Below are 25,883 nucleotides of genomic sequence, written 5' to 3'. Positions count from 1 at the left end.
CGCGTGGTGAGCGGCTCAGCTCGCGCGCCGGATACTCAATTCCGCCGTGGCGTCGTAGATCCACGACATATCCGCCGCCGCGAAATCCGCCAGCCAGGTGGACGGCGCCGCCGAGGTGAGCGTCTCGAAGTTCCAGTAGTCCTTCCACAGCGAGACGCGCCCGTCGCGCACGCGGTGCACCGAGACGAAGGGCAGTTCGGCGCGCTCGCCGGTCGGCCATACCCAGGTTTCGGAGTGCTCGTAGATCACGTCGGGCCCCTCGGCGACCAGCAGACCGTCGTGATTGGTGTATTCGGCCAGCCCCGCCAGCCCGATGCGCAGGCGCTTGACGGTGTCGGCGGGTCCCTTCGCCGCCAGCGTGGGACCGGTCGGCACGTCGAGGTAGATACAGTCCTCGGTGAGCGATGCGGCCACCGCGTCCCAGTCGCGCCGGGCCAGTGCCGCCCACAGCCGCAGCACTACCGCCCGCGGTTCGTCGTTGTCGGACATACCTTTTCCTCGCTCTCCGGTTGGGTTCCGGTGCTTTCCGATCCCGCGCCGCGCGCGGTCACACCACCGGGTCGATGGTGGCGTTGATGGTGTGGATGGTGCCGTCGGGAATGACGAAGGTTTCGGTGATGTCGACGGTCATCAACCGCACTCCGGCGACACCGGAGTCGAGCAGATAGCGTGCGGTCACCACATCACCGCATTCGGTCATCCGCACATCGCGAATATCCTGAATTACCGAATATTGGACGCCGTGATTCAGCTCCTGAGTAAGCTGCGGACCCGAATAGCCCGTTTTCAGCCCGGCTTCGACACGGGTGGCGTCCGGCGCGAACGGCACGGCACTCGCATCGTGTGAAACCAGCGCGTCGATATATGCGCGGGCGACGGCCTGCCGGGGCGTATCGGCCGGATTCGGTGCTGCCGCAGCCATTCCCACTCCGGCGTTCAACGCGGCAGCCACCGCACCCGATATGACTGCAACGTGTTTCATTCCCATGCGCAGAGTTTGTCTCACGTGTTGCTGCGGCGCAACAGCTCGGAGCACCCGGACCGCTTTCTCCGAAAACCGACCCGATGAGAAGGTGGCTGAGCTACCGTTTCGATGCGTTGTCCGCAACCGGTGGTACCGACTATCTCGGCGGCGGTGACGCTCAGCCCGTTTCACTGTGGAAAGTGGGGGTCCCGCAATGGCGCGGAGCTCTGGCAGACGCACGCCCAAACCACTCATCGCCGCGGCCGCCGCCGTACTCGCCGCCGCGATCCTGCCGGTCGGCGGCGCGTCGGCGGATCTGCAATCCGATATCGCCACCCAGGTGCAGGAATTCCTCGATATCGGCAAGGTCGCGGTGCCCCCGGCCGACTGCGGTCCGGGTTCGCGGCCGGAAACCGGTATGCAGGGCGACGTTCCGGCCGCCGACCGCGCCTCCGGTCGCAGCACGCAGGGCTACACCTGCAATATGTCGTTCGTCGGCGGATATGCCGGGCACGGCGCCGGCATCACCTCGACCACCTACGATCACTGCTCCTACACCGGCTCGTTCTTCCCCGGCGATCTGCTCGGTCCCGCACAGGGCGTGCAGGTGATCGATGCCTCCGACCCGGCGCATCCGGTGTTGAGCACCACCCTCACCGAACCGGCGATGATGGCCGGCACCTGGGAGAGCCTGAAGGTCAACGCCGCACGGAAACTGCTGGTGGGCACCGGAGTTCCGTTCCTGGAGGGCACGGGCTACCTGTCGGTCTACGACATCTCCGACTGTGCGCATCCGCGGCTGCTCAACCCGGGGCCGGGTACCAACCTGGCGATGCCCCTGCCCATCACCACCCACGAGGGCGGCTTCTCCCCCGACGGCCGCACCTACTGGGCCTCGGGCATCGCGCCCGGATTCGTCAGCGCGGTCGACCTCACCGATCCGGCGAACCCCCACGTGATCTGGCAGGGGCTCACCGGCATCGAGGCGCACGGCTTCGGCATCAGCCCCGACGGCAACCGCATGTATCTGTCGGCACTGGGCGGATTCACCGTGCTCGATATCAGCGCGGTGCAGCGTCGCGATCCGAATCCGCAGGTCAACCACATCGGGCGGGTGTTCTGGACCGACGGCTGGGCGACCCAGCACAGTGTGCCGGTCAGCTACGACGGCACACCGTATCTGTTCACCGTCGACGAGGCGGGAGCCGGCGGAGTGAAACTGGTCGACGTCTCCGACGAGAACAACCCGAAGGTCGTCGAGAAGATCAAGTTGCGGATCGATCTGCCGGAGAATCAGGACAGCATGCTCGCCTCGTCGATGGGCGGGTCGGTGTTCTCCTACGATCCGCACTACTGCGCGGCCGACCGTCCCGAGAATCCGACGGCGCTGGCCTGCGGATGGGAATCGTCCGGCATCCGGGTGTTCGATGTGCGCGATCCGTTCCGGGTGCACGAGATCGCCTACTTCAATCCGCCCGCCCGCACCGGACAGAATCTGCAACTGTGGAACTCCCCGCACGCGCTGGGTTCCCTGATCGGACCGCCTGCGCTGGAAGGGTTCTCGGTGGCGCGCGCCATTCTGGACGGCAAATTCGATCCGGCCCAGGCCTTGTCGCCACGCACCGGGATGCTGGCCTTCGGTGACGTGTCCTCCGACTGGTGTTTCGCGCCGCCGGAATGGCACGGCAGCCAGTTGTGGACCTCCTGCAACGACAACGGATTCATGGTGTTGCAGCTGGACAACGACGTGTATTCGCCACCGGCCGACCAGCAGTCGATCGTGGGGTCCTAGATGTCGCGGTGGCTACGCTGGGGATCCTACGCGGCGGTGGCGTTGATCCTGCTGGTGATCGGCGCCGCGCTGCGGCCGGTCGTCCTGCCCGAGAAGCACACCGCCGCACCGGTTCTCGATGCCACCGAAATCGGGTTCACCCAGGATATGACGGCTCATCACCAGCAGGCGATCCAGATGGTGCAGCGCCTGGATCCCGGGGTGGACCCCCAGGTATCGCGGCTGGCGCAGCAGATCGACCAGTCACAGCGGGTGGAGATCGGCACCATGCTCGGATGGCTGCGCCTGGCGAACGCCGCTCCGACAACGGACCGGCCGATGGCCTGGATGACCGCGGATACGACTGCGGCTCACCATCATTCGATGAGCACGACGTCTACTGCCGCCTCGCCCGGCATGCCGGGGATGGCGACCATGGCCGAACTGGATCGGCTCTCGGCCGCTCGCGGCCGCGATGCGGAAGTCCTGTTCCTGCAATTGATGTACCGCCACCACCAGGGCGGTATCGCGATGGCTCGCGCCGCCGATCAACAGATCGCCTCCGGTCCGGTGAAGGAGCAGGCCCGGGCCATGCTAGTCGCCCAGAGTCAGGAGACCGGGTTGATCGCGCTGATGCTGAACCAGCGCGGGGCACAACCACTGCCGTAGTTCTCCGGCCCGACTTCGTGATCGGGGTGGGTCGGGCTCGCCGGAGGATGCTGCCGGTGGCGGGGCGTCGGGTTGAGTCTCCATCAGGGGGAGACTGCAGGCTGTGCGTATGGACGACGAGAACCTCCTCACGATCGGCGCTCTGGCTGCGCGAACCGGTCTTTCGGTGAAGACGATCCGGTTCTATTCCGATCAGGGGATCGTTCCGGCGACCTGTCACAGCCCGGCCGGCTACCGCTTGTACGACGTGAACGCCCTGGCTCGCCTGGAACTGGTCCGCACACTCCGCGAGCAGGACATCGATCTGGCCACGGTCAGGCGAGTGCTGGCCCGGGAGACCTCGCTGGCCGAGGTCGCCGCAGCGCACGCAGCGGCCCTCGACGTGCAGATCCGGGCGCTTCGCCTGCGGCGCGCGGTGTCGGCGGCGGTAGCGAACCGGGAATCGAACCCTCAGGAGATGGATCTGATGCACAAACTGGTGAACCTGTCCGATGCCGAACGGAGCCGCTTCGTCCACGATTTCATCGACGACACCTTCGGCGGTGTCGATGCCAATCCGGCCATGGTCGAACTGCTGCGTTCGAGCATGCCGGAACTACCCGAAGACGCCACCGCCGAGCAGGTCGAGGCATGGATAGAGCTGGTGGAGTTGGTGCAGGACACCGATTTCCGGGCGGCGGTGCGGCGGATGGCCGAGTATCAGGCGGCCCAGCGCGCCGACGGGGACACCACCGGATTGCATCACGACCTGACCGAGGCGGTGCGTTCGGTGGCCGGCCGTGCACTGGCGGAGGGGATCCTCCCGGCCTCCGAGCAGGCCCGCGGTATTGTCGCCACGCTCAGCGCACGCTACGCCGAAGCCTTCGGGAAGTCCGACGACGACCGGTTGAAGTGGTGGATCCTCGAACGGCTCGAGGTCGCCAACGACCCACGCGTATCGCGGTATTGGCAGTTTGTGGCCACTATCAACGGCTGGCCTCCGCTCCCTGATCTGGAACCGGTGTTCACCTGGTTCGGCCAGGCACTGCGTACCGATCTCGACAGTCGGCATTGACTTCCTGTGTGCGTCACACCCGACCCGGTTGCGGCTGGTCAGGTGTTCCCGCGCTCGGATTATCACCCGGCCGACATATATCTGTCGGCGGGTGCCGCTATGGTCGCTGGGGCGGCACACAATCGAGAGGTTCGGACGCGAATGACTGTCGGTACGGCGATCACCATTCCCACGCATATCCACGGTTATCCGGATCTGGCGTTCGGCGGGTACGTGGCGGGCCTGCTCGCCGATCGTGTCGGTGGTGAGGTGCGCGTCGACTTCCGGCGCGGTGTTCCGGTGCGGACGCCGGTGCAGATCACCGATACCGAATCGGGCAGCGTCCTCACCGATTCCGACGGCACGGTCCTTGCCGAGGCGAGTCCGGGTTCGGTGGAATTGGCCGTCACGCCGCCACCCACGTGGGAGGACGCGGTCGTCGCGTCACGGGATTCGTTCGCCGCGGGCCGTGCCATTCCCGACTGCTACGGCTGCGGCACCACGAACACACCGGGCCGGGGCCTGCGGCTGTATCCGTGGCGGCTGCGCGACCAGGACCTCGTCGCGGCCGCCTGGATTCCCGATGCCGAATTGGCCGGGCCCGGTGGACATCTGACCACGGAGAACATCTGGTCGGCCGTCGACTGCCCCGGCGGCTGGGCCGCCATCGAACTGTCCGGAATGTCGCCCGGGGGCCTCACGGCCGCCCTCACCACCCGTCGCATCGGGCCGGTGCGCGCCGGGGAGAAATACCTCGTGTGGTCCTGGCCGATCGCCACCTCCGGACGCAAACACACTGTCGGCGTGGCCATTTCCACGCCGAAAGGCGATCTGCGCGTCCTGGCCGAAGCGCTGTGGATCGAGCCCCGGCAGTAGCGTTTCTTCCGTCTCCCGTTCGTTCGCCTACTCTGGGGCACCCGCCAGACTGCGGTAGGCGGCAGCGTAGGAATCCGGGCGGACGTCGCCCATGAGCAGGTACTGCTGCAGGAAGCCCATCATCGCGCCGAGCATGATCTTGGCCAGCGCATCGATATCGGTTGGCGCGGAGAGTAATCCGGCCTCGCGGGCGCGCAGGAGCAGCTCCCGCCAGGCGGCCCGGACCTGCGTCAGCCGTTCGCGGACGATCCCGGCAACCGCCTCGTCCCGCCCGGCCTCCGCCCACGCCTGCACCGCGACGCGCGGAATATCGCCGTCGCGGGCCAGATCCGCTATCTGCCCGAGAACCGACTCCAGCGCGTCGATCGGCGCCACCGGCGTTTCCCCTTCGGTGAGCCGCGCCAGATTCGCGGTCATCCGGCCGAGCACGGAATCGGCGATCGCGCGGATGATGTCGTTCTTGGATGCGAAGTAGCCGTAGACCGCGCCGGCCGACATCCCCGATTCGGCGATGACCGCGGACATCGTCGTCTTGTGGAATCCCTCCCGGGCCACACACCGCACGGCGGCGGCGATGAGCTGATCGCGCCGGGCGTTACGACGCTCTTCGGTCAGTCGCGGCATCACCGCATCATAAAAAGAACGTTCGTTCTTGACAATCTCGGCGCGTTCGGCGCATGCTCGAAACACAAAAAGAACGTTCCTTCTCTTTGGAGTTGCGATGCGACCGTCGCCCGCCACCGTTCTCGGACCGGTTCTGGCCCTGTCCGCCCTGATCACCGTGCTGGTCACCGCCTTCGCCTGGCCGACCAGCAACCTGGCCCCACGCCATCTCCCGGTCGGCGTGGCCGGCCCGGCGCCCGCCGTCGAACAGGTACGCCAGGGGCTCGGCGCCCTCGGCGACTCGGCGATCGACGCCACGACGTATCCCGACCGCCCCGCGGCCGTTCAGGCCATCGAGGATCGCGACATCTACGGCGCCATCGTGATCGGCGCGAACGGGCCGGAGGTGCTGACGGCCTCCGCAGCCGGTCCCGCGGTCGCCCAGGCCCTGAGCGAGGCGGCCCGGAGCATGAGCCAACGGATGCAACCCCCTGCGCCGCAACAGCTTTCGCCGACACCGGTAATCACCGATGTGGTCGCGGCACCTGCCGCCGACCCGCGCGGCGCGGTCTTCGGCCTCACCCTGGTTCCGATGGTCATCGGCGGCCTGCTGACCGGCGCCGCCCTCTCACTGCTGACACTGGGCCGCGCCACGCGGATCGGTGCGGCCGTGGCCGTCGCACTCATCGCCGGATTCGCGGTCACCGCCGTCCTGCAAACCTGGCTCGACGTGCTGACTGGGAACTACCTCGCCAACGCCGGAGTGATCGCCCTGGCGATCGGCGCGACCGCATTGACACTACTCGGCCTGCGCGCCGCCATCGGCATCGCCGGACTGGGAGTGGGCGCGGCAACTTTTGTCGCACTGGGCATTCCGCTTTCCGGTGCCATGTCCGCACCGGAACTACTGCCCACCGGGTGGGGCACCCTCGGGACCCTGCTCCCACCCGGCGCGGCGGCTACCGCGCTGCGCTCGACCGCCTATTTCGGCGGCTCCGGCTCGGCAGCGGCGCTGGTGGTGCTGAGCTGCTGGGCGGTGGGCGGACTGTTGCTGGCGACTCTCCCCTGGCGCACCCGCCACCTCCCTGAGCAGGCGCACGACCCCGCACCCGCACAGCTCGCCCCAACGGCGTGATTGTCCCCACTCGCCAACCCGGCCCGTTGACATCGGTTACTTGTGCGGCGCTTCTGCTCCGTATAGAGCAGCGGCGAGAGTGCCGGGCAATCAGAAGCCCTCACGATCGCCGAGCTCGGCGTCAGCCCCCGCGGTGGGGCGAAATCCAGCTCGAAAAAGCGCTTGCCGCGGGGACAATACTGGCGTTATGCCGATCTTCGCGGACTTCGATCGCCGTAACTACCGCACCGTCGACGTCGCCATCGGATACGACGGATGGGCCCCGACCTATGACCAGACCGTCATGGACGACATGGATCTGGCACTGCTGAACCGGCTGCGCCGACCGGACTGGGAGCGCGTGCGCCGCGCGGCCGACCTGGGCTGCGGTACCGGCCGCACCGGCCACTGGTTGCGTGAGCGGGGAGTCGCGCACATCGATGGGGTGGATCTGAGCGAGGGGATGCTCAGCGTGGCACGCGACCGCGGGGCACACACCACACTCAGCCATGCGGACGTGCGTGACAGCGGATTGCCCAGCGGCACTTACGATCTGGTGATCTGCTCCCTCATCGATGAGCATCTCCCCGACCTCACCCCGCTCTACGCCGAAGCCCGGCGGCTGGCAGCGCCCGGCGGCGCCTTCGTCCTGGTCAGCTACCACCCGCAGTTCCTCATGGTGACCGGAATGCCCACGCACTACACCGGCGAGTCGGGTGAACCGCTGGCGATCGACACCCACCTGCACATGTTCAGCGAGCACGTCACCGCCGGGAACGACGCGGGCTGGCGGCTGGAGGAGGCCGCCGAGGCGCTGGTCGAGGAGGCCTGGCTCGCGGCCAAGCCGAAGTGGAAGGATCTGCTCGGACATCCGTTCAGCATGGCGCTGGCCTGGACGCTCCCCGCGGCGTGACGAACCCGCTGTACAGCTCCGACATCCCGGATCGCCGGTCGTCGACGCCTCGCGGCACTGCCGAATTCCCGGGCCGGATGCCGACCCCGGGCACCCGACCGCAGTTGTGGCCCACGATACAATCGGCCCTGCTCAATCGATGCCGACGACGACCGCGCAACTACCCACGGGTAACATGACAGGCGTACTTTTTCCATCCGGCTTTCTCGAAATGAGGCAGTAGATGACAGAGCGGATTCAGGTCGGCGGGCTCCAGGTGGCCAAGGTTCTTCACGATTTCGTGGAGAACGAGGCGCTCCCCGGCTCCGGCGTAGATTCCGCCGCGTTCTGGACCGGTGCGGAGAGCGTCATCAACGACCTCGCTCCCCGCAACCGCGCCCTGCTGGCCGAACGCGACGAGATCCAGGGCAAGTTGGATGCCTGGCACGCCGAGAACCCCGGCGCCGGCTACGACAAGGCCGCATACAAGCAGTTCCTCACCGAGATCGGCTACCTGCGCGAGCAGCCCGCCCCCTTCGCCATCGACACCCAGAACGTCGATGACGAGATCGCCTCCACCGCCGGCCCGCAGCTGGTCGTGCCCGTGAGCAACGCGCGTTTCGCCATCAACGCCGCCAACGCGCGCTGGGGCTCGCTCTACGACGCGCTGTACGGCACCGACGCCATCTCCGAAGCCAACGGCGCGGAGAAGGGCACCGGCTACAACAAGGTCCGCGGCGACAAGGTCATCGAGTGGGCGCGCAACTTCCTCGACGACGCCGTGCCGCTGATCACCGGTTCGCACGTCGGCTCCAAGGCCTACAAGATCGTCGACGGTGAACTCGAGGTCACCCTCGAGGACGGCACCGACATCGGCCTGGCCGATTCCTCGGCCCTGGTGGGCTACCTGGGCGATCCGTCCGCTCCGAGCTCGATCCTGCTGCGCCACAACGGTTTGCACATCGACATCCAGATCGACCCGGAATCGCCGATCGGCAAGACCGACGACGCCGGCGTCAAGGACGTCGTGCTCGAGTCCGCGGTCACCACCATCATGGACTTCGAGGACTCGGTCGCCGCGGTCGACGCCGAGGACAAGGTGCTCTGCTACCACAACTGGCTGGGCCTGATGAAGGGTGATCTGGCCGAAGAGGTCAGCAAGGGCGGCAAGACCTTCACCCGCACCATGAACCCGGACCGCGTCTACACCGGCCTCGACGGCAAGGACGTGACGCTGCACGGCCGCTCGCTGCTGTTCGTGCGCAACGTGGGCCACCTGATGACCTCCGACGCGATCCTCGACGCCGAGGGCAACGAGGTGCCCGAGGGCATCCTCGACGGTCTGATCACCTCGCTGATCGCGGTGCACTCGCTCAACGGGAACGCCAAGGTCAGCAACTCGCGCACCGGCTCGGTCTACATCGTGAAGCCGAAGATGCACGGCCCCGACGAGGTCGCCTTCGCGAACGAGCTGTTCAGCCGTGTCGAGGATGTGCTGGGCCTGGCCCGCAACACCCTCAAGGTCGGCATCATGGACGAGGAGCGCCGCACCACGGTCAACCTCGCGGCCTGCATCGCGGCCGCGAAGGACCGCGTGGTCTTCATCAACACCGGCTTCCTGGACCGCACCGGCGACGAGATCCACACCTCCATGGAGGCCGGCGCGATGATCCGCAAGGCCGAGATGAAGAAGCAGCAGTGGATCCTCGCCTACGAGGACTGGAACGTCGACAACGGCCTGGCCGACGGACTGCAGCACAAGGCGCAGATCGGCAAGGGCATGTGGGCCATGCCGGATCTGATGCACGACATGCTCGAGCAGAAGATCGGCCACCCGCGCGCCGGCGCCACCACCGCGTGGGTCCCCTCCCCGACCGCCGCCACCCTGCACGCCACCCACTACCACCTGGTGGACGTGTTCAAGCGGCAGGCCGAGATCGCCAAGGGCGGCCCCCGCGCCACCGTCGACCAGATCCTGGAGATCCCCCTCGCCACCGACACCAACTGGTCGGCCGAGGAGATCCGCAACGAGCTGGACAACAACTCGCAGTCCATCCTGGGCTACGTGGTCCGCTGGATCGATCACGGCGTCGGCTGCTCCAAGGTGCCCGACATCAACGACGTCGCGCTCATGGAAGACCGTGCGACCCTGCGTATTTCGAGCCAGCTGATGGCGAACTGGCTGCGCCACGGCATCGTCACCGAAGAGCAGATCGTCGAGAGCCTGGAGCGGATGGCGCCCGTCGTCGACCGGCAGAACGCGGGCGACCCGGCCTACAAGCCGATGGCCCCCGACTTCTCCGGCAGCATCGCCTTCCAGGCCGCCAAGGAACTGATCCTCGAGGGCACCTGCCAGCCCAACGGCTACACCGAGCCCATCCTGCACCGCCGCCGCCGTGAGGCGAAGGCGCTCGCCGCGAAGGGCTGATCCGAGACTCGTCGCGACTCTGTCGCGGCGAACTCGCCCGACATCGCAACCCCGGTCGTCATCGGCGACCGGGGTTGCGCTGTCTCCGGGATCGCGACGTGTCGAGGTCGGTTCTCGCCGCCGCCGTGCGCTCCGGCTCGGGAATGCGTGGCGGCATCGAACCGTTGCCGCCATATATGCGAATTCTGATCGTGTACGCGCATCCCGAACCCGATTCGCTCACCGGCGCTCTCAAAGATGTTGCGGTGCATCACCTCCGCGGTAGCGGTCACGAGGTGGTGGTCAGTGATCTGTATGCGATGGGGTGGAAGGCGCAGGCCGATGCCGCCGATTTCGGCGAGACCGGTGCGGACACCTTCATGCAGGGCTCCGGCGAGGCGTACAGCAACGGCACACTGACAGCCGATATCACGGCCGAACAGGACAAACTGCGCTGGGCAGAGGTGGTGCTGATGCACTTTCCGCTGTGGTGGTACTCGATGCCGGCCATCCTCAAGGGCTGGGTGGACCGGGTGTTCACCAACGGCTTCGCCTACGGTTCGGGCAGCACCGCGCTGCCCCGATACGGCGCGGGTGCGCTGAGCGGGCGTCGAGCCATGCTGGTGGTATCCATCGGCGGACGTGAGCCGGCCTATTCCGAGCGCGGCATCAACGGCCACATCGACGACCTGCTCTTTCCCATCCACCACGGCATCCTCTACTACCCCGGCATGGATGTGCTGCCGCCGTTCCTGGTCCACGGGACCATCCGGGTCGACTCCGAACGGTTCGCGGATATCGCCGCCGACCTGCGCGAACGGCTGAGCCGGATCGAGGCGATCGAACCGATTCCCTACCGCACCCAGGCCGGTGGCGACTACGACCGCAGCCTGCGACTGCGCGACGGTCTGGGCCGCCACGCGATCGGGTTCGGGCTGCATCGCGCCGGCTGATTCGGGACGCCGGCGTGGCTGAGCGCACACTCGCCGTTCGCGAGATCGGGAATAGTTCGCATACCGCCGGTGCTGTAATCACCGCACCAGGGGGTTGACGCGCCGCCGGATCGCCTGCGGTGGCAAAAAAATGAGCCGACAACGGCGGTAACGCTGTGCCACCATGACAACGATGATCAACCGGTCCCGCCGGCACAGCGGGACCACTCGACGAGTAACGGGAAGGAGGAGGTGGCCGATGTATCCGAAGAGTATGCGCGACGAGATGAACAGTGTTGCCGGGCAGCGACTTTCGACCGGCATCGAGCAGTCGCAGCACATGCTGCGGCATGCCGACCGGGAATCCGGCCCCCTCTTCCAGCACGCCTGACCGGCTCCCGCCTTCCTTCTCGTTCCGCCTTTCACGAAACATGGTGACTCCCATGCTGTCTCGTCACGCCGAAAGACCCCTCACTCCCGACAATTGGATAGACGCCCAGGTGCTGGTCCTCAACGCCTCCTACGAGGCGCTGACCGACATCGGCGCCGACCGCGCGGTGGTGCTGGTGATCAGCGGGACCGCCGAGACCGTGGCCGAGCGGCAACCTCATTTCCCGATTCGTTCCAAGCATCTGGAAATTGCTCTGCCGCAGACGATTCGGTTGCTGCGCTACGTCTACCTCGAGCACAGCGTGCTCGTACACGACGAGAGCCGGGCCACCCTCGCGGGCGTGCTGCGGCGCGACGACCACCGGTGCGGATACTGCGCCGGCTGGGCGCGCACCGTCGACCACATCCGCCCGCGCAGCCGGGGCGGACCCAACACCTGGAACAACCTGATCGCGGCGTGCGGACCGTGCAACACCCGCAAGGCCGACCGCACCCCGGACGAGGCCGGGATGCGGTTGCTCTGGGAACCCAAGGCGCCCACCGACATGCAGCGGCGGCAGCGACGGATCTGGAAGGACCTCGTCGCCGCAGGCGCACAGTGAACAGCCACCGGCGCACAGTGAACACCCCCATATCCCGAGAAAGGAGGGATCCGATATGACAACTACGACTCCGGCACTCACACTGGTGGATCTGCTCCCGGTCTCGGATACGCAGAGCTGGGAGCAGGCGGCCTGCAAGGGTGACCCGAACCACGATGCGTGGTTCCCGTACCCGTCGCAGGACTTCGACTACGCGCGCGGAATCTGCGCCGGCTGCCCCATCCGCCGGCAGTGCGCGGAATTCGCGGCCACCACCGGCCAGTCCGGTGTGTGGGGCGGTCACGAATTCGACCGCGGCAAGCTGATCCGCGACTGACACCGACACCGTGCGAGTGGTCCACGCCACTCCCACATCCGCGAGCCGGCGCCCGACCGATCCTGGTCGAGCGCCGGTTTTCGCGTGACCATACACTGGAAAATCGTGGGCACACATCGCAGCGCGGACGGATCACGGGGCGTCAGCAAAGGTTTGGTTATCACCGTGGTAGCGGTCCTGCTGCTGATCGCGGCGGTCGCCGGTTGGTTCTGGCTCAGCAATCGCTCGGCATCGGAGAACCGTAGCGCCGCCGGTCAGTGCATCGAGGGTCCGGTGACCCTCGCCGTCACCGTCGATCCCGATATCGCCGCTCCGGTGCGCGCCGCCGCCGACCGCTACAACGCCACGCACCCCCAGGTGCGCGACCACTGCGCGAAGGTGTCGGTCACCGAACGCACCAGCGCCGCGATGGTGACCGGGCTCACCGCCCCGAACTGGGACGCCAAGCTGGGCCCGCAACCCGGTCTCTGGATTCCGAGTTCTTCGCGCGCGGTCGAGCAGATGCGGGTGCCGGGACTGGTCCAGGGCACGCCGGCGTCGATCGCTGTCAGCCCGATCGCGGTGGCCGCTCCCGGCCCACTGGCCCAGGCGATGGAGAAGGCCAACCTCAGCTGGTCGGATCTGGCGCGTCTGCAGCGCGGGTCGCTCGGCGATATCGGCCTCGCCAGCTGGGGTCCGCTGCGGATGGCGCTGCCCCCGGGTGACGATTCGCTGGCCGCCGCGGTGGCGGTCGGGTCGGCCGTCTCCGGCTCCGATCCGCTGACCGATGAGGCCGCCGCGTCCGGTCAGGTCGTCGCCGCCATCTCCGGATTGGCCGCCGACGCACCGGAATCCGGCGACACCGCCTCCGCGCTGGCCGCGGTCGCCGATCCCGCACAAGGCCCCAACTCCCCCATCCACGCCGTGGCAGTTACCGAGCAGCAAGCCAAGGCGCGCCCTAACGTCGCGCTGTTCCATCCGACCGGCGCCGCGCCGGTCGCCGATCACCCCGCGGCGATGCTCACCGGAAGCTGGGTGGACAAGACCCAGAACCTCGTCGCCGGCGTGTTCGCCGACTTCCTGCGCGCGCCCGACCAACAGAAACTGTTCACCGACAACGGTTTCGGCGCCGCGCCCGCCACACCCGTCGCGGTGCCGGCGAAGTCGGTTCTCGATCGCGTGCAGTCGGTCCTCGCCCACCCGGTACTGGGCGTGCAGGCCACGATCCTCATCGACACCTCGGCGTCGATGGCCGCCAACGACGGTTCGATGTCGCGATTGAACAACGCTCTCGCCGCGGTGCAGTCGACCCTCGACACCATGCCGCCGGATTTCGGCGCCGGCGCCTGGATCTACGCCAACCAATTGACCGACGGCAATCCCTATCGCATGGTCGCGCCCACCCAGGCTCTCACCCCGCAGCATCGCAGCGAATTGTCCACGGCCCTGGGCAATGTCACGCTCGCCGGTTCCAGTACCGACCGGACCTATCCCTCGCTCGAGGCCGCCTATCGCAGCGCGGTGAAGAACTACTCCTCGGGGAAGACGAACTCGGTTCTGCTCATCACCGGCGGTCCCAACGACAATTCCTCGGTGACCGGAGATCAGCTGATCTCCGATATCACCGGCGCCACCGACGCCGCGCATCCGGTCCGGGTGGACGTGATCGTCATCGGCGGCCAGGGCGCGCAGACCCTGCAGAACCTGGCCCAGAAGACCGGCGGCACCTACACCAAGGTCACCACCTCCGACGACATGACCTTCGGCACCGCCGTCAACCATGCGCTGACCACGCCGTAGCGCTCCGGCGCGTTGAGTGCTTGCCATTCACTAGCGCTCGGCGGCACCAGCCGCTAGTGCTAGTAGGATGCAAGCAGTTGACGGAGGAGGTGCGGTGTCCGAGGACCAGCGGCCGGGGGAACAGCTGCCGGCACAACAGCGGTCGGGCTGCCCGATCAACGCCGCCATCGAGGTGGTCGGCGATCGGTGGACGATGCTGGTCCTGCGCGACATCATGTTCGGCGACCGCCGCCATTTCCGGCAGCTGCAATCACAGTCGGAAGAGGGCATCGCCTCCAACATCCTCGCCGACCGGCTCAAAGCCCTCGTCGACGCCGGACTGCTGACCCGCGACGAGGTCCGCCGCGGCCAGCGAGCCACCTACAGCCTCACCGAACCCGCCATCCAGCTCGTTCCGGTACTGGTCGCCCTGGGCTCCTGGGGACTGCGACACCGTCCGACAACCCACGAACTGCGGGTCCGCGCGGAACTGCTCGAGGCGGGCGGCCCGCAGCTGTGGGCGGAATTCATGGACGAACTGCGCGAACGCCATCTCGGCGTCGCACGCCAGGACACCGGCGGTCCGACCGCCACCGAACGCCTCGCCGAGGCCTACGCGCAGGCGGTCGCCGCCGGAGAGTGACCGCCTGCGCCGGCCCGTACTCAGTCGGTGTAGGCCTCGAGCGGCGGGCACGAGCACACCAGGTTGCGGTCACCGAACGCTCCGTCGATGCGCCGGACCGCGGGCCACACCTTGGCGCGGCCGGAATGCACACCCAACGGGTAGACGGCGGTTTCCCGGCTGTACGGATAGTTCCAATCACCGACGAGGGCGGCGGCGGTATGCGGGGCGCCGCGCAGCGGGCTCTGCTCGACCGGCCAGGTTCCGGCGGCGACCTCGTCGATCTCGCCCTTGATCGCGATCATCGCGTCGGCGAAAGCGTCCAGCTCGTCGAGGTTTTCACTCTCGGTGGGCTCGACCATCAGCGTGCCGGCGACCGGGAAGCTCATGGTCGGGGCGTGGAAACCGTAGTCGGCCAGGCGTTTCGCCACATCGTCGACGGTCACGCCGGTGCGCTTGGTGATCTCGCGCAGATCCAGGATGCACTCGTGGGCGACCATGCCGTTCTCGCCGGTGTAGAGCACGGGGAAATGCGGATCCAGCCGTCGCGCAAGGTAATTGGCCGAGGCGATCGCGGTCAGCGTGGCCCGGCGCAGGCCGTCGGCGCCCATCATCCGGATATAGGCCCAGGTGATCGGCAGGATCGAGGCCGACCCATACCGCGCCGCGGACACCGCGTGCGAATCCGGCTGCAGCGGATCGCCCGGCAGATACGGCGCCAGATGTTCGCGCACCGCGACCGGACCGACACCGGGACCGCCGCCGCCGTGCGGGATGCAGAAGGTCTTGTGCAGGTTCAGATGCGAGACGTCACCGCCGAAGCGTCCCGGACGGGCAAGTCCCACAAGGGCATTCAGATTCGCGCCGTCGACGTACACCTGCCCGCCCGCATCGTGCACGAGCGCGCACAACTCGGCCACCTCGTGCTCGTACACGCCGTGGGTGGACGGATAGGTGATCATGATGCAGGCCAGCCGGTCGGCGTGATCGGCGATCCTGGCTCGCAGATCGTCCAGATCGACGTCGCCGTTGTCCCGGCATTTCACGACCTCCACCCGCAGTCCGGCCATGGCCGCCGAGGCGGCGTTGGTGCCGTGCGCGCTGGAGGGAATCAGGCAGGTGTCGCGGTGGGTGTCGCCACGGTCGAGGTGATAGCGGCGGATCGCGAGCAATCCCGCGTACTCACCCTGACTACCGGCGTTGGGCTGCAGACTCACCCGGTCGTAGCCGGTCACCGCGGCCAGCCAATGCTCCAGATCATCGATCACGCGCAGCATCCCGGGTGTGTCCTCCACCGGCGCATACGGATGCAGCCGCGCGAAACCGGGCCAGGTGATGGGCTCCATCTCGGCGGTGGCGTTGAGCTTCATGGTGCACGAACCGAGCGGAATCATGCTGCGGTCCAAGGCGATATCCTTGTCCGAGAGCTGCCGCAGATACCGCAACATCGCGGTTTCGGTGTGATAGCGGGTGAAGGCCGGATGGGTCAGATAGGCCGAGGTCCGGGTCTCGATCGAGGGCAGCGCGGCCGTCTCCGGCACCCCGTCGGCGCCGAAGCACTCCAGCACGATCGCGACCTGGGCCTCGGTGGTCGCCTCGTCGCAGGCCATCGAGACGTGATCGGCGTCGACCAGGCGCAGATTGATCCCGCGTCCCTTCGCCTTGGCGACCACGGCCTCGGCTCCGCCGGGCACCGAGACCAGCACGGTGTCGAAGAACCGTTCGTGCACGACCGCGTCGCCGAGGCCGGTGGCGAGCCGCTCGGCATGGCCGTGCACCCGCCGCGCGATCGCGCGCAGCCCGTCGGCGCCGTGATAGGAGGCGTACATCGCGGCCACGATCGCCAGCAGCACCTGCGCGGTGCAGATGTTCGAGGTCGCCTTCTCACGGCGAATGTGCTGTTCGCGGGTCTGCAACGCGAGCCGGTAGGCGCGGTCGCCGTCGGCGTCCACCGAGACGCCGACCAGGCGGCCGGGCAGTTGCCGCGCGTGCGCTGTGCGCACCGCGAGATATCCGGCGTGCGGACCGCCGAAGCCGAGCGGGACACCGAATCGCTGCGTGGTGCCGAAGCAGACGTCGGCGCCCTGCTCCCCGGGCGGGGCGATCAGCGTCAGCGCCAGCAGATCGGCGCCGACCGCGACCAGCGCACCCCGATCGTGCGCCGCGGCGATCACCGCGGCCGGATCCGCGATGCGGCCGGAGGCGCCCGGCGTCTGCAGGACGACGCCGAAGAAGTCGCCCTCGGGCAGCTCGCCGGAACTCAGATCCGCCTCGACCAGCGTGATGCCGAGCGGTTCGGCCCGGGTGGTCAGCACGGTGCGGGTCTGCGGGAAGAGATCGGCGTCGACGAGCAGTCGCTGGGAGGTGCTCTTGCGGTTGGCGCGCTGCAGCAGCGTCATCGCCTCGGCGGCGGCGGTCGCCTCGTCCAGCATGGAGGCGTTGGCCACCTCCATCCCGGTCAGATCGGAGACCATGGTCTGGAAGTTCAGCAGCGCCTCGAGCCGGCCCTGGCTGATCTCGGGCTGATACGGCGTGTAGGCGGTGTACCAGGCAGGATTTTCCAGAAGATTGCGGACCAGCACCGGCGGGGTCAGGGTGTCGTAGTAACCGAGACCGATCATCGACGTGGCGACGGTGTTCGAATGTGCCAGCGCCGCAAGCTCGGTCAGAGCGTCGTGTTCGGAGACCGCGGGCGGTAGCACGTCCAGCCCGGTCTCGCCGGCGGTATCCAGAATGCTCGCGGGAACGGCATGTGCGGCGAGTTCGTCCATCGACCCGACGCCGACGGTTTCGAGGATCCGATCGAGTTCGGTGGTGTCGGGTCCGATGTGGCGGTCGGCGAAACTACGGGTCACGGCAGCTCCAAGGCTCGGGCGGGTCGACCGGCACCCCGGGTGCCACCGTCGACGACTGTCGGCCCTCCCCCTCTGTCGTGGCGCCTGAGAGATTCGGGGTCGCGCGCGATCCCTTTCCCCATGGGCGGGCGGCCCGCATTGTGTGCGGCCGCCGCTTTCCAGAGGCGTCGAACTCCGTACGGTCCCTGATGCCTGAGAGATTGACGGGGAGGTGCTGCTCCTTCGGCGTCCGGGACGAAACCCGGAACTCTCCCGCACGGCGGCGACGCACCCTCAGTCTAAGCGGTGCGCGGTAAACGCCATGTTGCCGACCCAGCTCAGCGCGCAGTCGGCTCCGTCACATTCGGCGCGGGAGGATTATCCGGTCTTGCGGTTCTCGCGGGCCTTGCGGCGGTAGGCCAGTTCGTCCTCGGGCCGGTCACTCGCCTCGTGGGTTTCGGCGCGTTCGGCCGGGAAGTTGGCGATCGCGCCGGTCAGCTCGCGCATGGCTCCGCTGACGGCGATGCCGAAGACGCCCTGCCCGCCCTGCAGTAAATCGACGACCTCTTCCGGCGAAGAACATTCGTAGACGGTGGTGCCGTCGGAGAACAGCGTGATCCCGGCCAGATCCTCGACCCCGCGGCTGCGCAGATGATCGACGGCGATGCGGATGTTCTGCAGTGAGATACCGGCGTCGAGCAGCCGCTTCACGATCTTGAGGACCAGGATGTCCTTGAAGGAGTACAGACGCTGGCTGCCGGAACCGGTGGCGCTGCGGATCGAGGGGACGACGAGGCCGGTGCGGGCCCAGTAGTCGAGCTGCCGGTAGGTGATACCGGCCACCTGGCATGCGCTGGGGACGCGGTAACCGACCAGCTCGTCGGGCACCGTGTCGTCAGGGAACAGCCCTGGCTGCACGACCGCGGTGGGCCGCGGGTCGGGTGCTGGTTGCTGCGGTCGGTCTCCCACTGCTACTCCCTCACTGCATCGCCGAAGAAGAACAACGGCCTAACTGTCGAGGCTACTCTGTCGATTGTCTCGGCAGCACGGGCATGGAGCCAAACTCCGCGTGCGGCGTGTTTCTCACCCTCTACGTGAGGTATAGAGCACAGTCCAAGATCATCTCACCGCCGCGCGCGGTGGCCGATGATCAAGCCGGACTTCCGAACAGCTCAGCTGTCGGTGGCCTCGAGACAGCTCAGCTGTCGGTGGCCTTGAAATCGTCCGGTGACACCGACTCGAGGAACTCCTTGAACTTCTCCACCTCGTCCTCGCGTTCGTCGGGCATCACCAACCCGGCTTCCTCGAGGACCGGTTCCTCCGCGTAGATCGGGCAACCCACCCGCAAGGCGATAGCTATCGAGTCCGACGGACGTGCGGAAATTCGCACGTCGTTGTCGAAGACGAGGTCGGCGTAGAAGGTTCCCTCCTGCAAATCCACGATTCGCACCTCTTTCAAGGTGTGGCCGAGGTCGTGGATCAAGATCTTGATCAGGTCGTGGGTCAGGGGCCGGATAGGGGTCACCCCCTCCTGCTCGAGCACGATGGCGGTCGCCTCGGCCTGACCGATCCAAATGGGCAGATAACGGTCGCCCGACTCTTCACGCAGCAGCAACACGGGCTGGTTCTGGGGCTGCTCGACCCGGATGCCGATCACACGCATTTCACTCATCGCACTGGCCTCCCATACTCGCCGGCCGCCCGCACGAGCCCAGCTGGGCAGGCCGTATCACCGAGTCTAGGCGAAGAATTCAGCCGCCGAGGGAAGCCCGCACCGACGTCTTCACCAAGCTGGTATGCAGCGTCAGCGACAGCGCCGCCAACTCGCGTACCGTCTCCTCCGCGCGGGCCCGGGCATCGGCGTCGCGACTCTTGGCTATCGGCGCGGCGATCTGAGCGATCATCGCCGCCTCCCGGTCCGCTGCCAGCTTGAACGCCCGCAGATGCCGTGCCTCCAAACCGAATTCGCTCATCGCCTGCGCGGTGCGAGCCAAGGTGACGGCCTCGGCGTCGAAGAATCCGGCAGCGCCAGGCGTGATGAGCCCGGCGCGAATCAGTTCGGTGAGAAATTTCTCATCTATCCCGGCCTGCTCCAGCAGATCGGCACGCGTGACGCGCATTTCGTGATCGAGGCGCAATTCGTCCGGCGACACCTCACCGGGCACGACGCCCAGCCGCCGGGGCGCCGCGGGGGCGCCCACCGTGCGGGTGGACTCGGGCGCACGCCCCGAGCCGTCCACACCGGCGCCGTCGGCCCGGGCCCGCGCTTCGCGCACACCCAGGGTCGCCGCGCCGCGGTCGATCGCTTCGAGTTGCTCCTTGATCACCTTCAGCGGCAGATACTGATCCCGCTGCGCGGTCAGCACGAACTTCAGCCGCTCGACATCGGCGACCGAGAATCTGCGATATCCCGAAGGCGTGCGCTCCGGGCGGATCAGCCCCTCGGATTCGAGGAAGCGGATCTTGGAAATGGTGATGTCCGGAAAATCCGGACGCAGCAGGTCCAGCACGGAGCCGATCGACATTCCTCCGCGTGTCCATTGCGCTGCGCCAGTCATCAGTGGAATCCGCCTCGGCCGTTTATGCGCTCGGCTCGTTGACCTGCGGCCGCGGACCGGTCAGGAAGACCAGCCGGAACTTGCCGATCTGCACCTCGTCACCGTTCTGCAGCTCCGAGGAATCCACCGGCTCGCGGTTGACGTAGGTGCCGTTCAGGCTGCCCACGTCGACGACCTGGAAGGTGTCCTCGTCCTGCCGGAACTCCGCGTGCCGACGGGACACGGTGACATCGTCGAGAAAGATGTCGCTGTCGGGGTGACGGCCCGCCGACGTGGTGGGCTGATCCAACAGGAACCGCGACCCCGCGTTGGGACCGCGCTTGACCACCAGCAGGGCGGCACCCGCAGGCAGCCCCTCGACCCCTTGCACCGGCTGTTCGCCGGTCTGCTCACCGGAGCGCGACGCGTCGACCTCGTTGAGGAAGTCAGCGCGGAACACCGAAGTCGTTTCGGCCGCGCTCTCCCCGTATCCCGGGTCTTTGTTCTCGCTCACCCTTGCTCTCCTCCTCGAACCGATTTTCCGTACCGGTATCCGGCGCCAATTCCGAGCGCACTGCCCTCGACCCGCGCCACCCATCGCGACCGGCTGTCGCGCTGTCAGGTGTCACCGGCAAGTTCCGGCAGAGTTCCCGGCACCGGCCGCCGGCACATCTGTTGGCATTGACCGTACCCTGCTGGGCCGCACCCGTGCAGGTAGAACTGGGAAGGCTGACTCAGCCCTCGATAACTCCTTGGTAACCTGCGGCATCGAGCAATGCGCCGAGGGCGGTTTCGAGCGCCTCGGCGTCGTCGATCTGCAGCTCGAACATCCAGCCGTCACCGTAGGGGTCGGTATTCAACGACTCCGGCTCGGAGTCGAGATCCTCGTTCGCCGCAACGACTTTCGCGTTCAGCGGGGCATAGATCTCCGAGACGCTCTTGGTCGATTCGACCTCGGCGATCGCCTCGCCGGCAGACACCACGGTGTCGACCGCCGGCAGCTGCACGAACACCACATCACCGAGCTGCGACTGGGCGTAGTCGGTGATACCGACCCGGACACGGTTCGGCGCGATCCGCTGCACCCATTCGTGTTCCTCGGTGTAGCGAAGGTCCTCGGGAAGGTTGGTCACAGGCTGATTCCTCTCACGGGGCGTCCTTTCAGGGCGTCGGCCAACCGGCGTTCGGCACAACTCTATCGACCCGGACCGACACGGCGGATCGCCACACCCGCTACGAAGTTGCTCGCGGCGCAACAGGTATGGTCCGAGCGACCGCGAAGGCCTTGCGCAGATACAGCAGACCCGTCCACACGTAGACCGCGGTTCCCCACCACAGCAGCGCCCAGCCGAAGGCCCGGCCGAAACCGGCGGCCGCCCAATCCATCTGGCCGGCCAGCAACCACGGCAGCGCCGACATCAGCGCGAAAGTGGCGGCCTTGCCGAGGTAGATGACCTCCGGCGGATCGAGGTTGCGGCGGCGATAGATCGGCAGCGTCGCGCTCAGGATCAGGTCGCGCCCGATCAGTACGACCACGAACGGCCACGGCAGAATTCCGCGCACCAGCAGGCCGAGCACGGTGGCGATGAGATACAACCGGTCCACCAACGGGTCCAACAGGGCGCCCAGCCGCGAGTACTGGTCGAGCAGCCGGGCCAGTTTGCCGTCGAGGTAGTCGGTGACGCCGCTGGCGACCAGGAGCGCGAACGCCCAGCCGTCGGCATGCAGGACCAGCAACAGCCACAGGAAGACCGGCACGCCGATCAGCCGCAACACACTCAGCACGTTCGGCACGGTGAGAATGCGGTCGGTCTCCGCGCCGGCCGCGCCGTCCGCGGGTTCGCGCGCGGGCTCCGAACGCTCGGAGGCCTGATGGTCGGGGCCGGACCCGCCGGCCGGTCGGTTGCTCACGCCTGTTGCTTACCCGAACCGATCGCGCCGCGCCATTCGGGCACGCCGCGACGGGTGCGGCGGCACGATAGGTTTATCAGTCGCATCCGGCCGGGTGGCACACTAGCGAGTGACACAATGAGTCGTAATTCGTTTCATTGTGAATGCGGTGACGAGAGGAAGACATGCCCGACTTCGACTACGACGTGGTAGTGATCGGCTCCGGTTTCGGTGGCAGCGTCAGTGCGCTGCGCCTCACCGAAAAGGGCTATCGGGTGGCCGTGCTGGAATCCGGCCGGCGCTGGCCCGCGGAGTCCATTCCGAAGTCGAATTGGAATGTGCGCAAGTCGATCTGGGCGCCGCGCCTGGGCCTGACCGGCCCCCAGCGGATCAGCCTGCTCGGCAAGTGCGCGGTGTTCTCCGCCGCGGGCGTCGGCGGCGGCTCGCTGATCTACGGCAACACCCTCTACGAACCGCTGCCGAACTTCTACACCGACAAGCAGTGGGCTCATATCGCCGACTGGCGCAGCGAACTGGCGCCCTATTACGACCAGGCCAAGCGGATGCTGGGCGTGGCGCCCAATCCGCGTGTGACGCCCGCCGACGAGGTGATCCGTTCCATCGCAGACGATCTCGGCGTGGGTGATACCTATCACCCCACCAATGTCGGCGTGTTCTTCAACGAGGAGCAACCCGGTGTCGAGGTCGACGACCCGTACTTCGGCGGCGCCGGCCCGCGCCGCAGCGGTTGCATCCACTGCGCGCGCTGCTTCACCGGCTGCCCGCACAACGCCAAGAACACCACCCCCACCAACTACCTGTATCTCGCCGAACAGGCCGGCGCCAAGGTCTTCGAGCTGACCACCGTGACCCGCGTCCGGCCGATGGTCGGCGGCGGCTACGCGATCGAAACGCAGCGTGCGGACCGCTGGGTTCGCAAGGGCCGCAAGACCTTCACCGCCGAACAGGTCGTCTTCGCCGCCGCGGCGCTGGGCACCCAGAAGCTGTTGCACAAGATGCGCGACGACAAGGTGCTGCCGAATCTCTCGCCCCGGCTGGGTGAGCTCACCCGCAGCAATTCCGAGGCCATCCTCAATGTGGTCAGCCGGCAGCGGCGCGACTTCGCCGAAGGCATCGCCATCACCTCCTCGATCCACCCCGAGCCCGACACCCACATCGAGGTCTGCCACTACGGCAAGGGACAGAACGCGCTGTTCCCGATGTCGGTGCCGATCGTCGACGGCGGCGCATTCCGATTCCTGCGCTTCCTGATGGCCATCGTGCTGCACCCGCTGGTGTTCGCGCGCAGCCTCAACGCCCGCCATGCCTCGGAGAAGTCGGTGATCCTGCTGGTGATGCAGTCACTGGACAATTCGCTGACCTCGTTCCGCCGCTGGGGGCAGCTGAAGACCAGGCAGGGCACCGGACAACCGAATCCGACCTGGATTCCGCTCGCGCACGAGGTCGGCCGCCGCTTCGGCGAGAAGGTCGACGGCGACGTACACGGCCTCGTCATGGATGTGTTCGACATCCCGGCCACCGCGCACTACATCGGCGGCTGCGTGATCGGCGAAGGGCCCGAGAGCGGTGTGGTGGACCCGTACCAGCGCGTCTTCGGCCACCCCGGACTGCATATCGCCGACGGATCCGCGGTCACCGCGAACCTCGGGGTGAACCCGTCGCTGACGATCACCGCGCAGGCCGAACGCGCGATGGCGTTCTGGCCCAACAAGGGTGAGGCCGACCCGCGGCCGGAACTCGGCGCGGCCTACCGCCGTATCGACCCGGTCGCCCCGTACTACGCCACCGTGCCGGACAGCGCGCCCGGCGCGCTGCGACTGCCCATCGCGCCGATCGATCCCGCGCCCGCCGAACGCTGACCGCCGACACCGGCGCGTCGAAGTCTCCCCCGGACCCGTAGTGCCCCTTATGCTTTCCGGTATCGAGTGTCGACGGAAGGGCGGTCGCCAATGCTCGTGCGAGTGCAGAACGCGGCCGGAACCCTGGCCGAGCGGGTCCTCATCGACTGGCTGCGCACCTGGAAGGGGCCGGACGACCCCCAAGGGGTGGCAACGGTCAACTGCAGTCTGTTCTACGCCGACCGGCTGCATCAGTTCGATGCGGTGATCTGGACGCCGACCACCTGCGTGGTGATCGAGGCCGAGGCCTTGGTCGAGCGGGTCAGCGGCGACCTCGAGGTCCCGTTGAACGGGCCGTGGCGGGTCGGCGGGCACGTGGTGAGTTTCGAGGGCGGCGAGCGCGGCACACCGCTGGACCGCTCCCGCGAGCACACCCACGCGCTGCAGAACTGGCTGGCCGAACGCGGGCTGGGCCAGCGCGTGGTGCAGGGTGTGGTCGTGGTGGTGCCACCGCACGGCGCGAACCCGACGATCCGTCAACTGTGGAACGATCCCGGCTTCCAGGTGGTGCTCGGCGACGACCCCAAGCGGCTGGCCGACTGCCTGACCGCGCTCACCTCGCAGGGCCGGGCGCAGTGGACGGTGAACGAGGTCGCACTCACCTTCCGCGGATTGGGCATCCTGCCGTATCTGCCCGCCCCGCAGGATCTCGTCGCCGAGGGCTTCGGCGGACCGGTGGACACCACACTGTGGTACGGCGGACCTCAGCAGGCGCAGGCGGAAGCGTTCATGGAGGAACAGGCCCACGCCGATCAGCCCTACGGGCTCCCGGCCGCGATCACGATGCCCTGGTACAGCCCGTGGAACCTGTATCCCAAGGAGGCCGACCGGATCGATCCCGGCCGGGCGGTGCTGCGCATCCTGCTCGCGATCGGCATGCTCGTCGGGGCTGCCTGGGTCGTGTGGTTCGTGATCACGCTGGTCCTGAACTTCGGGCCCGGCTGAGCCGGACCGGCTGCGCCCGCCGGCTCAGGCCGCGGGCGTGCCCGCCGTGCGATCGGTGTCCCCGACACCCGGTTCCGCCTGTCCGGCGGCGCCGGTCTCGTCGGCGTCCTCTGCCCGAAGCCGCCGGTTGTCGTACCGCAGGCGCACTGTCGTCGTCACCGTCCAGCACGCGGTCACCGCCGCGATGGCGAAGGCGGTGCCGCCCACGACATCGGTCGGATAGTGATAGCCGCGCCCGACCATGCCCACCGCCACGGCCGCCAGCGCGAGCGCGGCGAGCACGCCGATGACGATGCGCCAACACACGGTGGCGGCGACGAGCAGCACACCCGTCGCGATGGCGACGAATTGGACGGTGTGCCCGCTCGGATAGGCGAGGTAGTGCTGTAAATGCCTGTCCCACAGCGGTTTCAGCGCCCAGGTGTTGACCGCGACCACCAGCTCGGGGACGACCACGAGAAAGCCGGCACCCCACCAGTCGCGCCGCCGGAGGCAGTAGAGCACGCCGATCAGCAACAGCGGCAACACGATATAGGCGTTGCTCGGCACCACCAGCGCGTCGTAGACACCCCGATGCGCGTCCAGGCCCTCGTGCACCTCGTCACCGATCGCGCTGTCGAACGTGGTCGGTCCCCCGCCGGCGGGGAAGCTGAGGGGGACCGTCACGGTGATCAGCAGGCCGATCAGGGTGACGGCGGCGGCAACGAGACGCGCTCGATATCGAGCGACCGGCGGTGGAGCGGACACCTGTCGACCATAGCCGCGTCCGGCTACTGCCCCACCCTCACCGGCCGCCGATATCGAGCACG

General features: G+C 67.5%; 26 protein-coding genes and 1 riboswitch. Of the genes, 15 read left to right on the top strand and 11 right to left on the bottom strand.

What is annotated here, in order from left to right; genetic code table 11:
- Positions 1–15: 15 nt before the first annotated feature.
- Together C8258_RS05465 and C8258_RS05460 are read right to left on the bottom strand one after the other, a co-directional pair.
- A complete protein-coding gene (locus C8258_RS05465) occupies positions 16–489 on the bottom strand; it encodes a nuclear transport factor 2 family protein (protein ID WP_036500964.1) in 474 nt (157 codons plus the stop codon).
- Between the two features lie 58 nt (positions 490–547).
- Entirely contained in the window at positions 548–922 is a 375-nt protein-coding gene (locus tag C8258_RS05460; protein WP_199195597.1) for a hypothetical protein, read from the bottom strand.
- Positions 923–1,178: 256 nt separating this feature from the next.
- Between C8258_RS05460 and C8258_RS05455 the strand changes: the two genes are divergently transcribed.
- The 4 genes from C8258_RS05455 to C8258_RS05440 all read left to right on the top strand — a co-directional run bounded on the left by C8258_RS05455 (position 1,179) and on the right by C8258_RS05440 (position 5,313).
- Positions 1,179–2,756, top strand: coding sequence for an LVIVD repeat-containing protein (locus C8258_RS05455; protein WP_106954210.1), 1,578 nt, complete (start codon positions 1,179–1,181; stop codon positions 2,754–2,756).
- Positions 2,757–3,404 (top strand): DUF305 domain-containing protein, encoded by a 648-nt coding sequence (locus C8258_RS05450; protein ID WP_106954209.1) that lies wholly within the window; start codon positions 2,757–2,759, stop codon positions 3,402–3,404.
- Between the two features lie 109 nt (positions 3,405–3,513).
- A complete protein-coding gene (locus C8258_RS05445; RefSeq protein ID WP_106954208.1) occupies positions 3,514–4,458 on the top strand; it encodes a MerR family transcriptional regulator in 945 nt (314 codons plus the stop codon).
- Positions 4,459–4,599: 141 nt separating this feature from the next.
- Complete coding sequence (locus C8258_RS05440) at positions 4,600–5,313, top strand: hypothetical protein (RefSeq protein WP_106954207.1); 714 nt, start codon at positions 4,600–4,602, stop codon at positions 5,311–5,313.
- 27 nt (positions 5,314–5,340) lie between these two features.
- On the opposite strand, the gene C8258_RS05435 is transcribed toward C8258_RS05440, so the two are convergent.
- A complete protein-coding gene (locus tag C8258_RS05435; protein ID WP_106954206.1) occupies positions 5,341–5,937 on the bottom strand; it encodes a TetR/AcrR family transcriptional regulator in 597 nt (198 codons plus the stop codon).
- A 97-nt stretch (positions 5,938–6,034) separates the two neighbouring features.
- Here C8258_RS05435 and C8258_RS05430 point away from each other — a divergent pair, with 97 nt between their 5' ends.
- From C8258_RS05430 to C8258_RS05395, 9 genes are all read left to right on the top strand, one after another.
- The gene (locus tag C8258_RS05430; RefSeq protein WP_106954205.1) at positions 6,035–7,051 is read left to right on the top strand and encodes a hypothetical protein; all 1,017 of its coding nucleotides are present in this window, start codon (positions 6,035–6,037) and stop codon (positions 7,049–7,051) included.
- Between the two features lie 187 nt (positions 7,052–7,238).
- Positions 7,239–7,943, top strand: a complete 705-nt coding sequence (locus C8258_RS05425) for a class I SAM-dependent methyltransferase (RefSeq protein WP_106954204.1) — start codon at positions 7,239–7,241, stop codon at positions 7,941–7,943.
- 223 nt (positions 7,944–8,166) lie between these two features.
- Positions 8,167–10,350 carry a malate synthase G gene (locus C8258_RS05420; RefSeq protein WP_106954203.1) on the top strand — a complete coding sequence of 728 codons (2,184 nt, stop codon included), beginning with the start codon at positions 8,167–8,169 and terminating at the stop codon, positions 10,348–10,350.
- 176 nt (positions 10,351–10,526) lie between these two features.
- Complete coding sequence (locus C8258_RS05415) at positions 10,527–11,282, top strand: NAD(P)H-dependent oxidoreductase (RefSeq protein WP_106954350.1); 756 nt, start codon at positions 10,527–10,529, stop codon at positions 11,280–11,282.
- Positions 11,283–11,520: 238 nt separating this feature from the next.
- Positions 11,521–11,652 (top strand): hypothetical protein, encoded by a 132-nt coding sequence (locus tag C8258_RS33485; protein WP_255420406.1) that lies wholly within the window; start codon positions 11,521–11,523, stop codon positions 11,650–11,652.
- A 52-nt stretch (positions 11,653–11,704) separates the two neighbouring features.
- Entirely contained in the window at positions 11,705–12,253 is a 549-nt protein-coding gene (locus tag C8258_RS05410; RefSeq protein ID WP_106954202.1) for an HNH endonuclease, read from the top strand.
- Positions 12,254–12,308: 55 nt separating this feature from the next.
- Positions 12,309–12,569, top strand: coding sequence for a WhiB family transcriptional regulator (locus C8258_RS05405; RefSeq protein ID WP_036500951.1), 261 nt, complete (start codon positions 12,309–12,311; stop codon positions 12,567–12,569).
- 105 nt (positions 12,570–12,674) lie between these two features.
- Positions 12,675–14,348, top strand: coding sequence for a substrate-binding domain-containing protein (locus tag C8258_RS05400; RefSeq protein WP_199195596.1), 1,674 nt, complete (start codon positions 12,675–12,677; stop codon positions 14,346–14,348).
- A gap of 94 nt (positions 14,349–14,442) precedes the next feature.
- Entirely contained in the window at positions 14,443–14,970 is a 528-nt protein-coding gene (locus C8258_RS05395; RefSeq protein WP_233224888.1) for a helix-turn-helix domain-containing protein, read from the top strand.
- Positions 14,971–14,990: 20 nt separating this feature from the next.
- Here C8258_RS05395 and gcvP read toward each other — a convergent pair whose 3' ends face one another.
- The 7 genes from gcvP to C8258_RS05360 all read right to left on the bottom strand — a co-directional run bounded on the left by gcvP (position 14,991) and on the right by C8258_RS05360 (position 22,123).
- Complete coding sequence (gene gcvP / locus C8258_RS05390) at positions 14,991–17,804, bottom strand: aminomethyl-transferring glycine dehydrogenase (protein WP_106954201.1); 2,814 nt, start codon at positions 17,802–17,804, stop codon at positions 14,991–14,993.
- Positions 17,805–17,973: 169 nt separating this feature from the next.
- Positions 17,974–18,069, bottom strand: a riboswitch (glycine riboswitch).
- 92 nt (positions 18,070–18,161) lie between these two features.
- Positions 18,162–18,752, bottom strand: coding sequence for a MerR family transcriptional regulator (locus tag C8258_RS05385; protein ID WP_051024556.1), 591 nt, complete (start codon positions 18,750–18,752; stop codon positions 18,162–18,164).
- 229 nt (positions 18,753–18,981) lie between these two features.
- Positions 18,982–19,455: a bifunctional nuclease family protein gene (locus tag C8258_RS05380; protein WP_030517724.1), complete on the bottom strand. Its 474-nt coding sequence runs from the start codon at positions 19,453–19,455 to the stop codon at positions 18,982–18,984.
- A gap of 79 nt (positions 19,456–19,534) precedes the next feature.
- On the bottom strand, positions 19,535–20,308 hold the full coding sequence (locus tag C8258_RS05375; protein ID WP_104363541.1) for a MerR family transcriptional regulator: 774 nt from the start codon (positions 20,306–20,308) through the stop codon (positions 19,535–19,537).
- Between the two features lie 55 nt (positions 20,309–20,363).
- Entirely contained in the window at positions 20,364–20,834 is a 471-nt protein-coding gene (locus C8258_RS05370; protein ID WP_036500944.1) for an FHA domain-containing protein, read from the bottom strand.
- A gap of 220 nt (positions 20,835–21,054) precedes the next feature.
- Positions 21,055–21,453 carry a glycine cleavage system protein GcvH gene (gene gcvH / locus C8258_RS05365; RefSeq protein WP_036500942.1) on the bottom strand — a complete coding sequence of 133 codons (399 nt, stop codon included), beginning with the start codon at positions 21,451–21,453 and terminating at the stop codon, positions 21,055–21,057.
- A 100-nt stretch (positions 21,454–21,553) separates the two neighbouring features.
- Complete coding sequence (locus tag C8258_RS05360) at positions 21,554–22,123, bottom strand: CDP-alcohol phosphatidyltransferase family protein (RefSeq protein WP_036500985.1); 570 nt, start codon at positions 22,121–22,123, stop codon at positions 21,554–21,556.
- A gap of 272 nt (positions 22,124–22,395) precedes the next feature.
- Between C8258_RS05360 and C8258_RS05355 the strand changes: the two genes are divergently transcribed.
- Together C8258_RS05355 and C8258_RS05350 are read left to right on the top strand one after the other, a co-directional pair.
- Positions 22,396–24,090 (top strand): GMC oxidoreductase, encoded by a 1,695-nt coding sequence (locus tag C8258_RS05355; RefSeq protein WP_106954199.1) that lies wholly within the window; start codon positions 22,396–22,398, stop codon positions 24,088–24,090.
- 90 nt (positions 24,091–24,180) lie between these two features.
- Positions 24,181–25,074 (top strand): nuclease-related domain-containing protein, encoded by an 894-nt coding sequence (locus C8258_RS05350; protein WP_106954198.1) that lies wholly within the window; start codon positions 24,181–24,183, stop codon positions 25,072–25,074.
- Between the two features lie 24 nt (positions 25,075–25,098).
- On the opposite strand, the gene C8258_RS05345 is transcribed toward C8258_RS05350, so the two are convergent.
- Positions 25,099–25,821, bottom strand: a complete 723-nt coding sequence (locus C8258_RS05345) for a phosphatase PAP2 family protein (protein ID WP_158271228.1) — start codon at positions 25,819–25,821, stop codon at positions 25,099–25,101.
- Positions 25,822–25,883 lie beyond the last annotated feature (62 nt).

This window comes from Nocardia sp. MDA0666, assembly GCF_003023875.1.
Classification (GTDB): domain Bacteria; phylum Actinomycetota; class Actinomycetes; order Mycobacteriales; family Mycobacteriaceae; genus Nocardia; species Nocardia aobensis.
This window is presented reverse-complemented; position numbering and strand designations above follow the sequence as displayed.

Bases quoted from the DNA above. Each gene is read 5' to 3' on its own strand.
- C8258_RS05465 (WP_036500964.1), bottom strand. From the start codon at position 489: ATGTCCGACAACGACGAACCGCGGGCGGTAGTGCTGCGGCTGTGGGCG.
- C8258_RS05460 (WP_199195597.1), bottom strand. From the start codon at position 922: ATGGCTGCGGCAGCACCGAATCCGGCCGATACGCCCCGGCAGGCCGTC.
- C8258_RS05455 (WP_106954210.1), top strand. From the start codon at position 1,179: ATGGCGCGGAGCTCTGGCAGACGCACGCCCAAACCACTCATCGCCGCG.
- C8258_RS05450 (WP_106954209.1), top strand. From the start codon at position 2,757: ATGTCGCGGTGGCTACGCTGGGGATCCTACGCGGCGGTGGCGTTGATC.
- C8258_RS05445 (WP_106954208.1), top strand. From the start codon at position 3,514: ATGGACGACGAGAACCTCCTCACGATCGGCGCTCTGGCTGCGCGAACC.
- C8258_RS05440 (WP_106954207.1), top strand. From the start codon at position 4,600: ATGACTGTCGGTACGGCGATCACCATTCCCACGCATATCCACGGTTAT.
- C8258_RS05435 (WP_106954206.1), bottom strand. From the start codon at position 5,937: ATGCCGCGACTGACCGAAGAGCGTCGTAACGCCCGGCGCGATCAGCTC.
- C8258_RS05430 (WP_106954205.1), top strand. From the start codon at position 6,035: ATGCGACCGTCGCCCGCCACCGTTCTCGGACCGGTTCTGGCCCTGTCC.
- C8258_RS05425 (WP_106954204.1), top strand. From the start codon at position 7,239: ATGCCGATCTTCGCGGACTTCGATCGCCGTAACTACCGCACCGTCGAC.
- C8258_RS05420 (WP_106954203.1), top strand. From the start codon at position 8,167: ATGACAGAGCGGATTCAGGTCGGCGGGCTCCAGGTGGCCAAGGTTCTT.
- C8258_RS05415 (WP_106954350.1), top strand. From the start codon at position 10,527: ATGCGAATTCTGATCGTGTACGCGCATCCCGAACCCGATTCGCTCACC.
- C8258_RS33485 (WP_255420406.1), top strand. From the start codon at position 11,521: ATGTATCCGAAGAGTATGCGCGACGAGATGAACAGTGTTGCCGGGCAG.
- C8258_RS05410 (WP_106954202.1), top strand. From the start codon at position 11,705: ATGCTGTCTCGTCACGCCGAAAGACCCCTCACTCCCGACAATTGGATA.
- C8258_RS05405 (WP_036500951.1), top strand. From the start codon at position 12,309: ATGACAACTACGACTCCGGCACTCACACTGGTGGATCTGCTCCCGGTC.
- C8258_RS05380 (WP_030517724.1), bottom strand. From the start codon at position 19,455: ATGAGTGAAATGCGTGTGATCGGCATCCGGGTCGAGCAGCCCCAGAAC.
- C8258_RS05375 (WP_104363541.1), bottom strand. From the start codon at position 20,308: ATGTCGATCGGCTCCGTGCTGGACCTGCTGCGTCCGGATTTTCCGGAC.
- C8258_RS05355 (WP_106954199.1), top strand. From the start codon at position 22,396: ATGCCCGACTTCGACTACGACGTGGTAGTGATCGGCTCCGGTTTCGGT.
- C8258_RS05350 (WP_106954198.1), top strand. From the start codon at position 24,181: ATGCTCGTGCGAGTGCAGAACGCGGCCGGAACCCTGGCCGAGCGGGTC.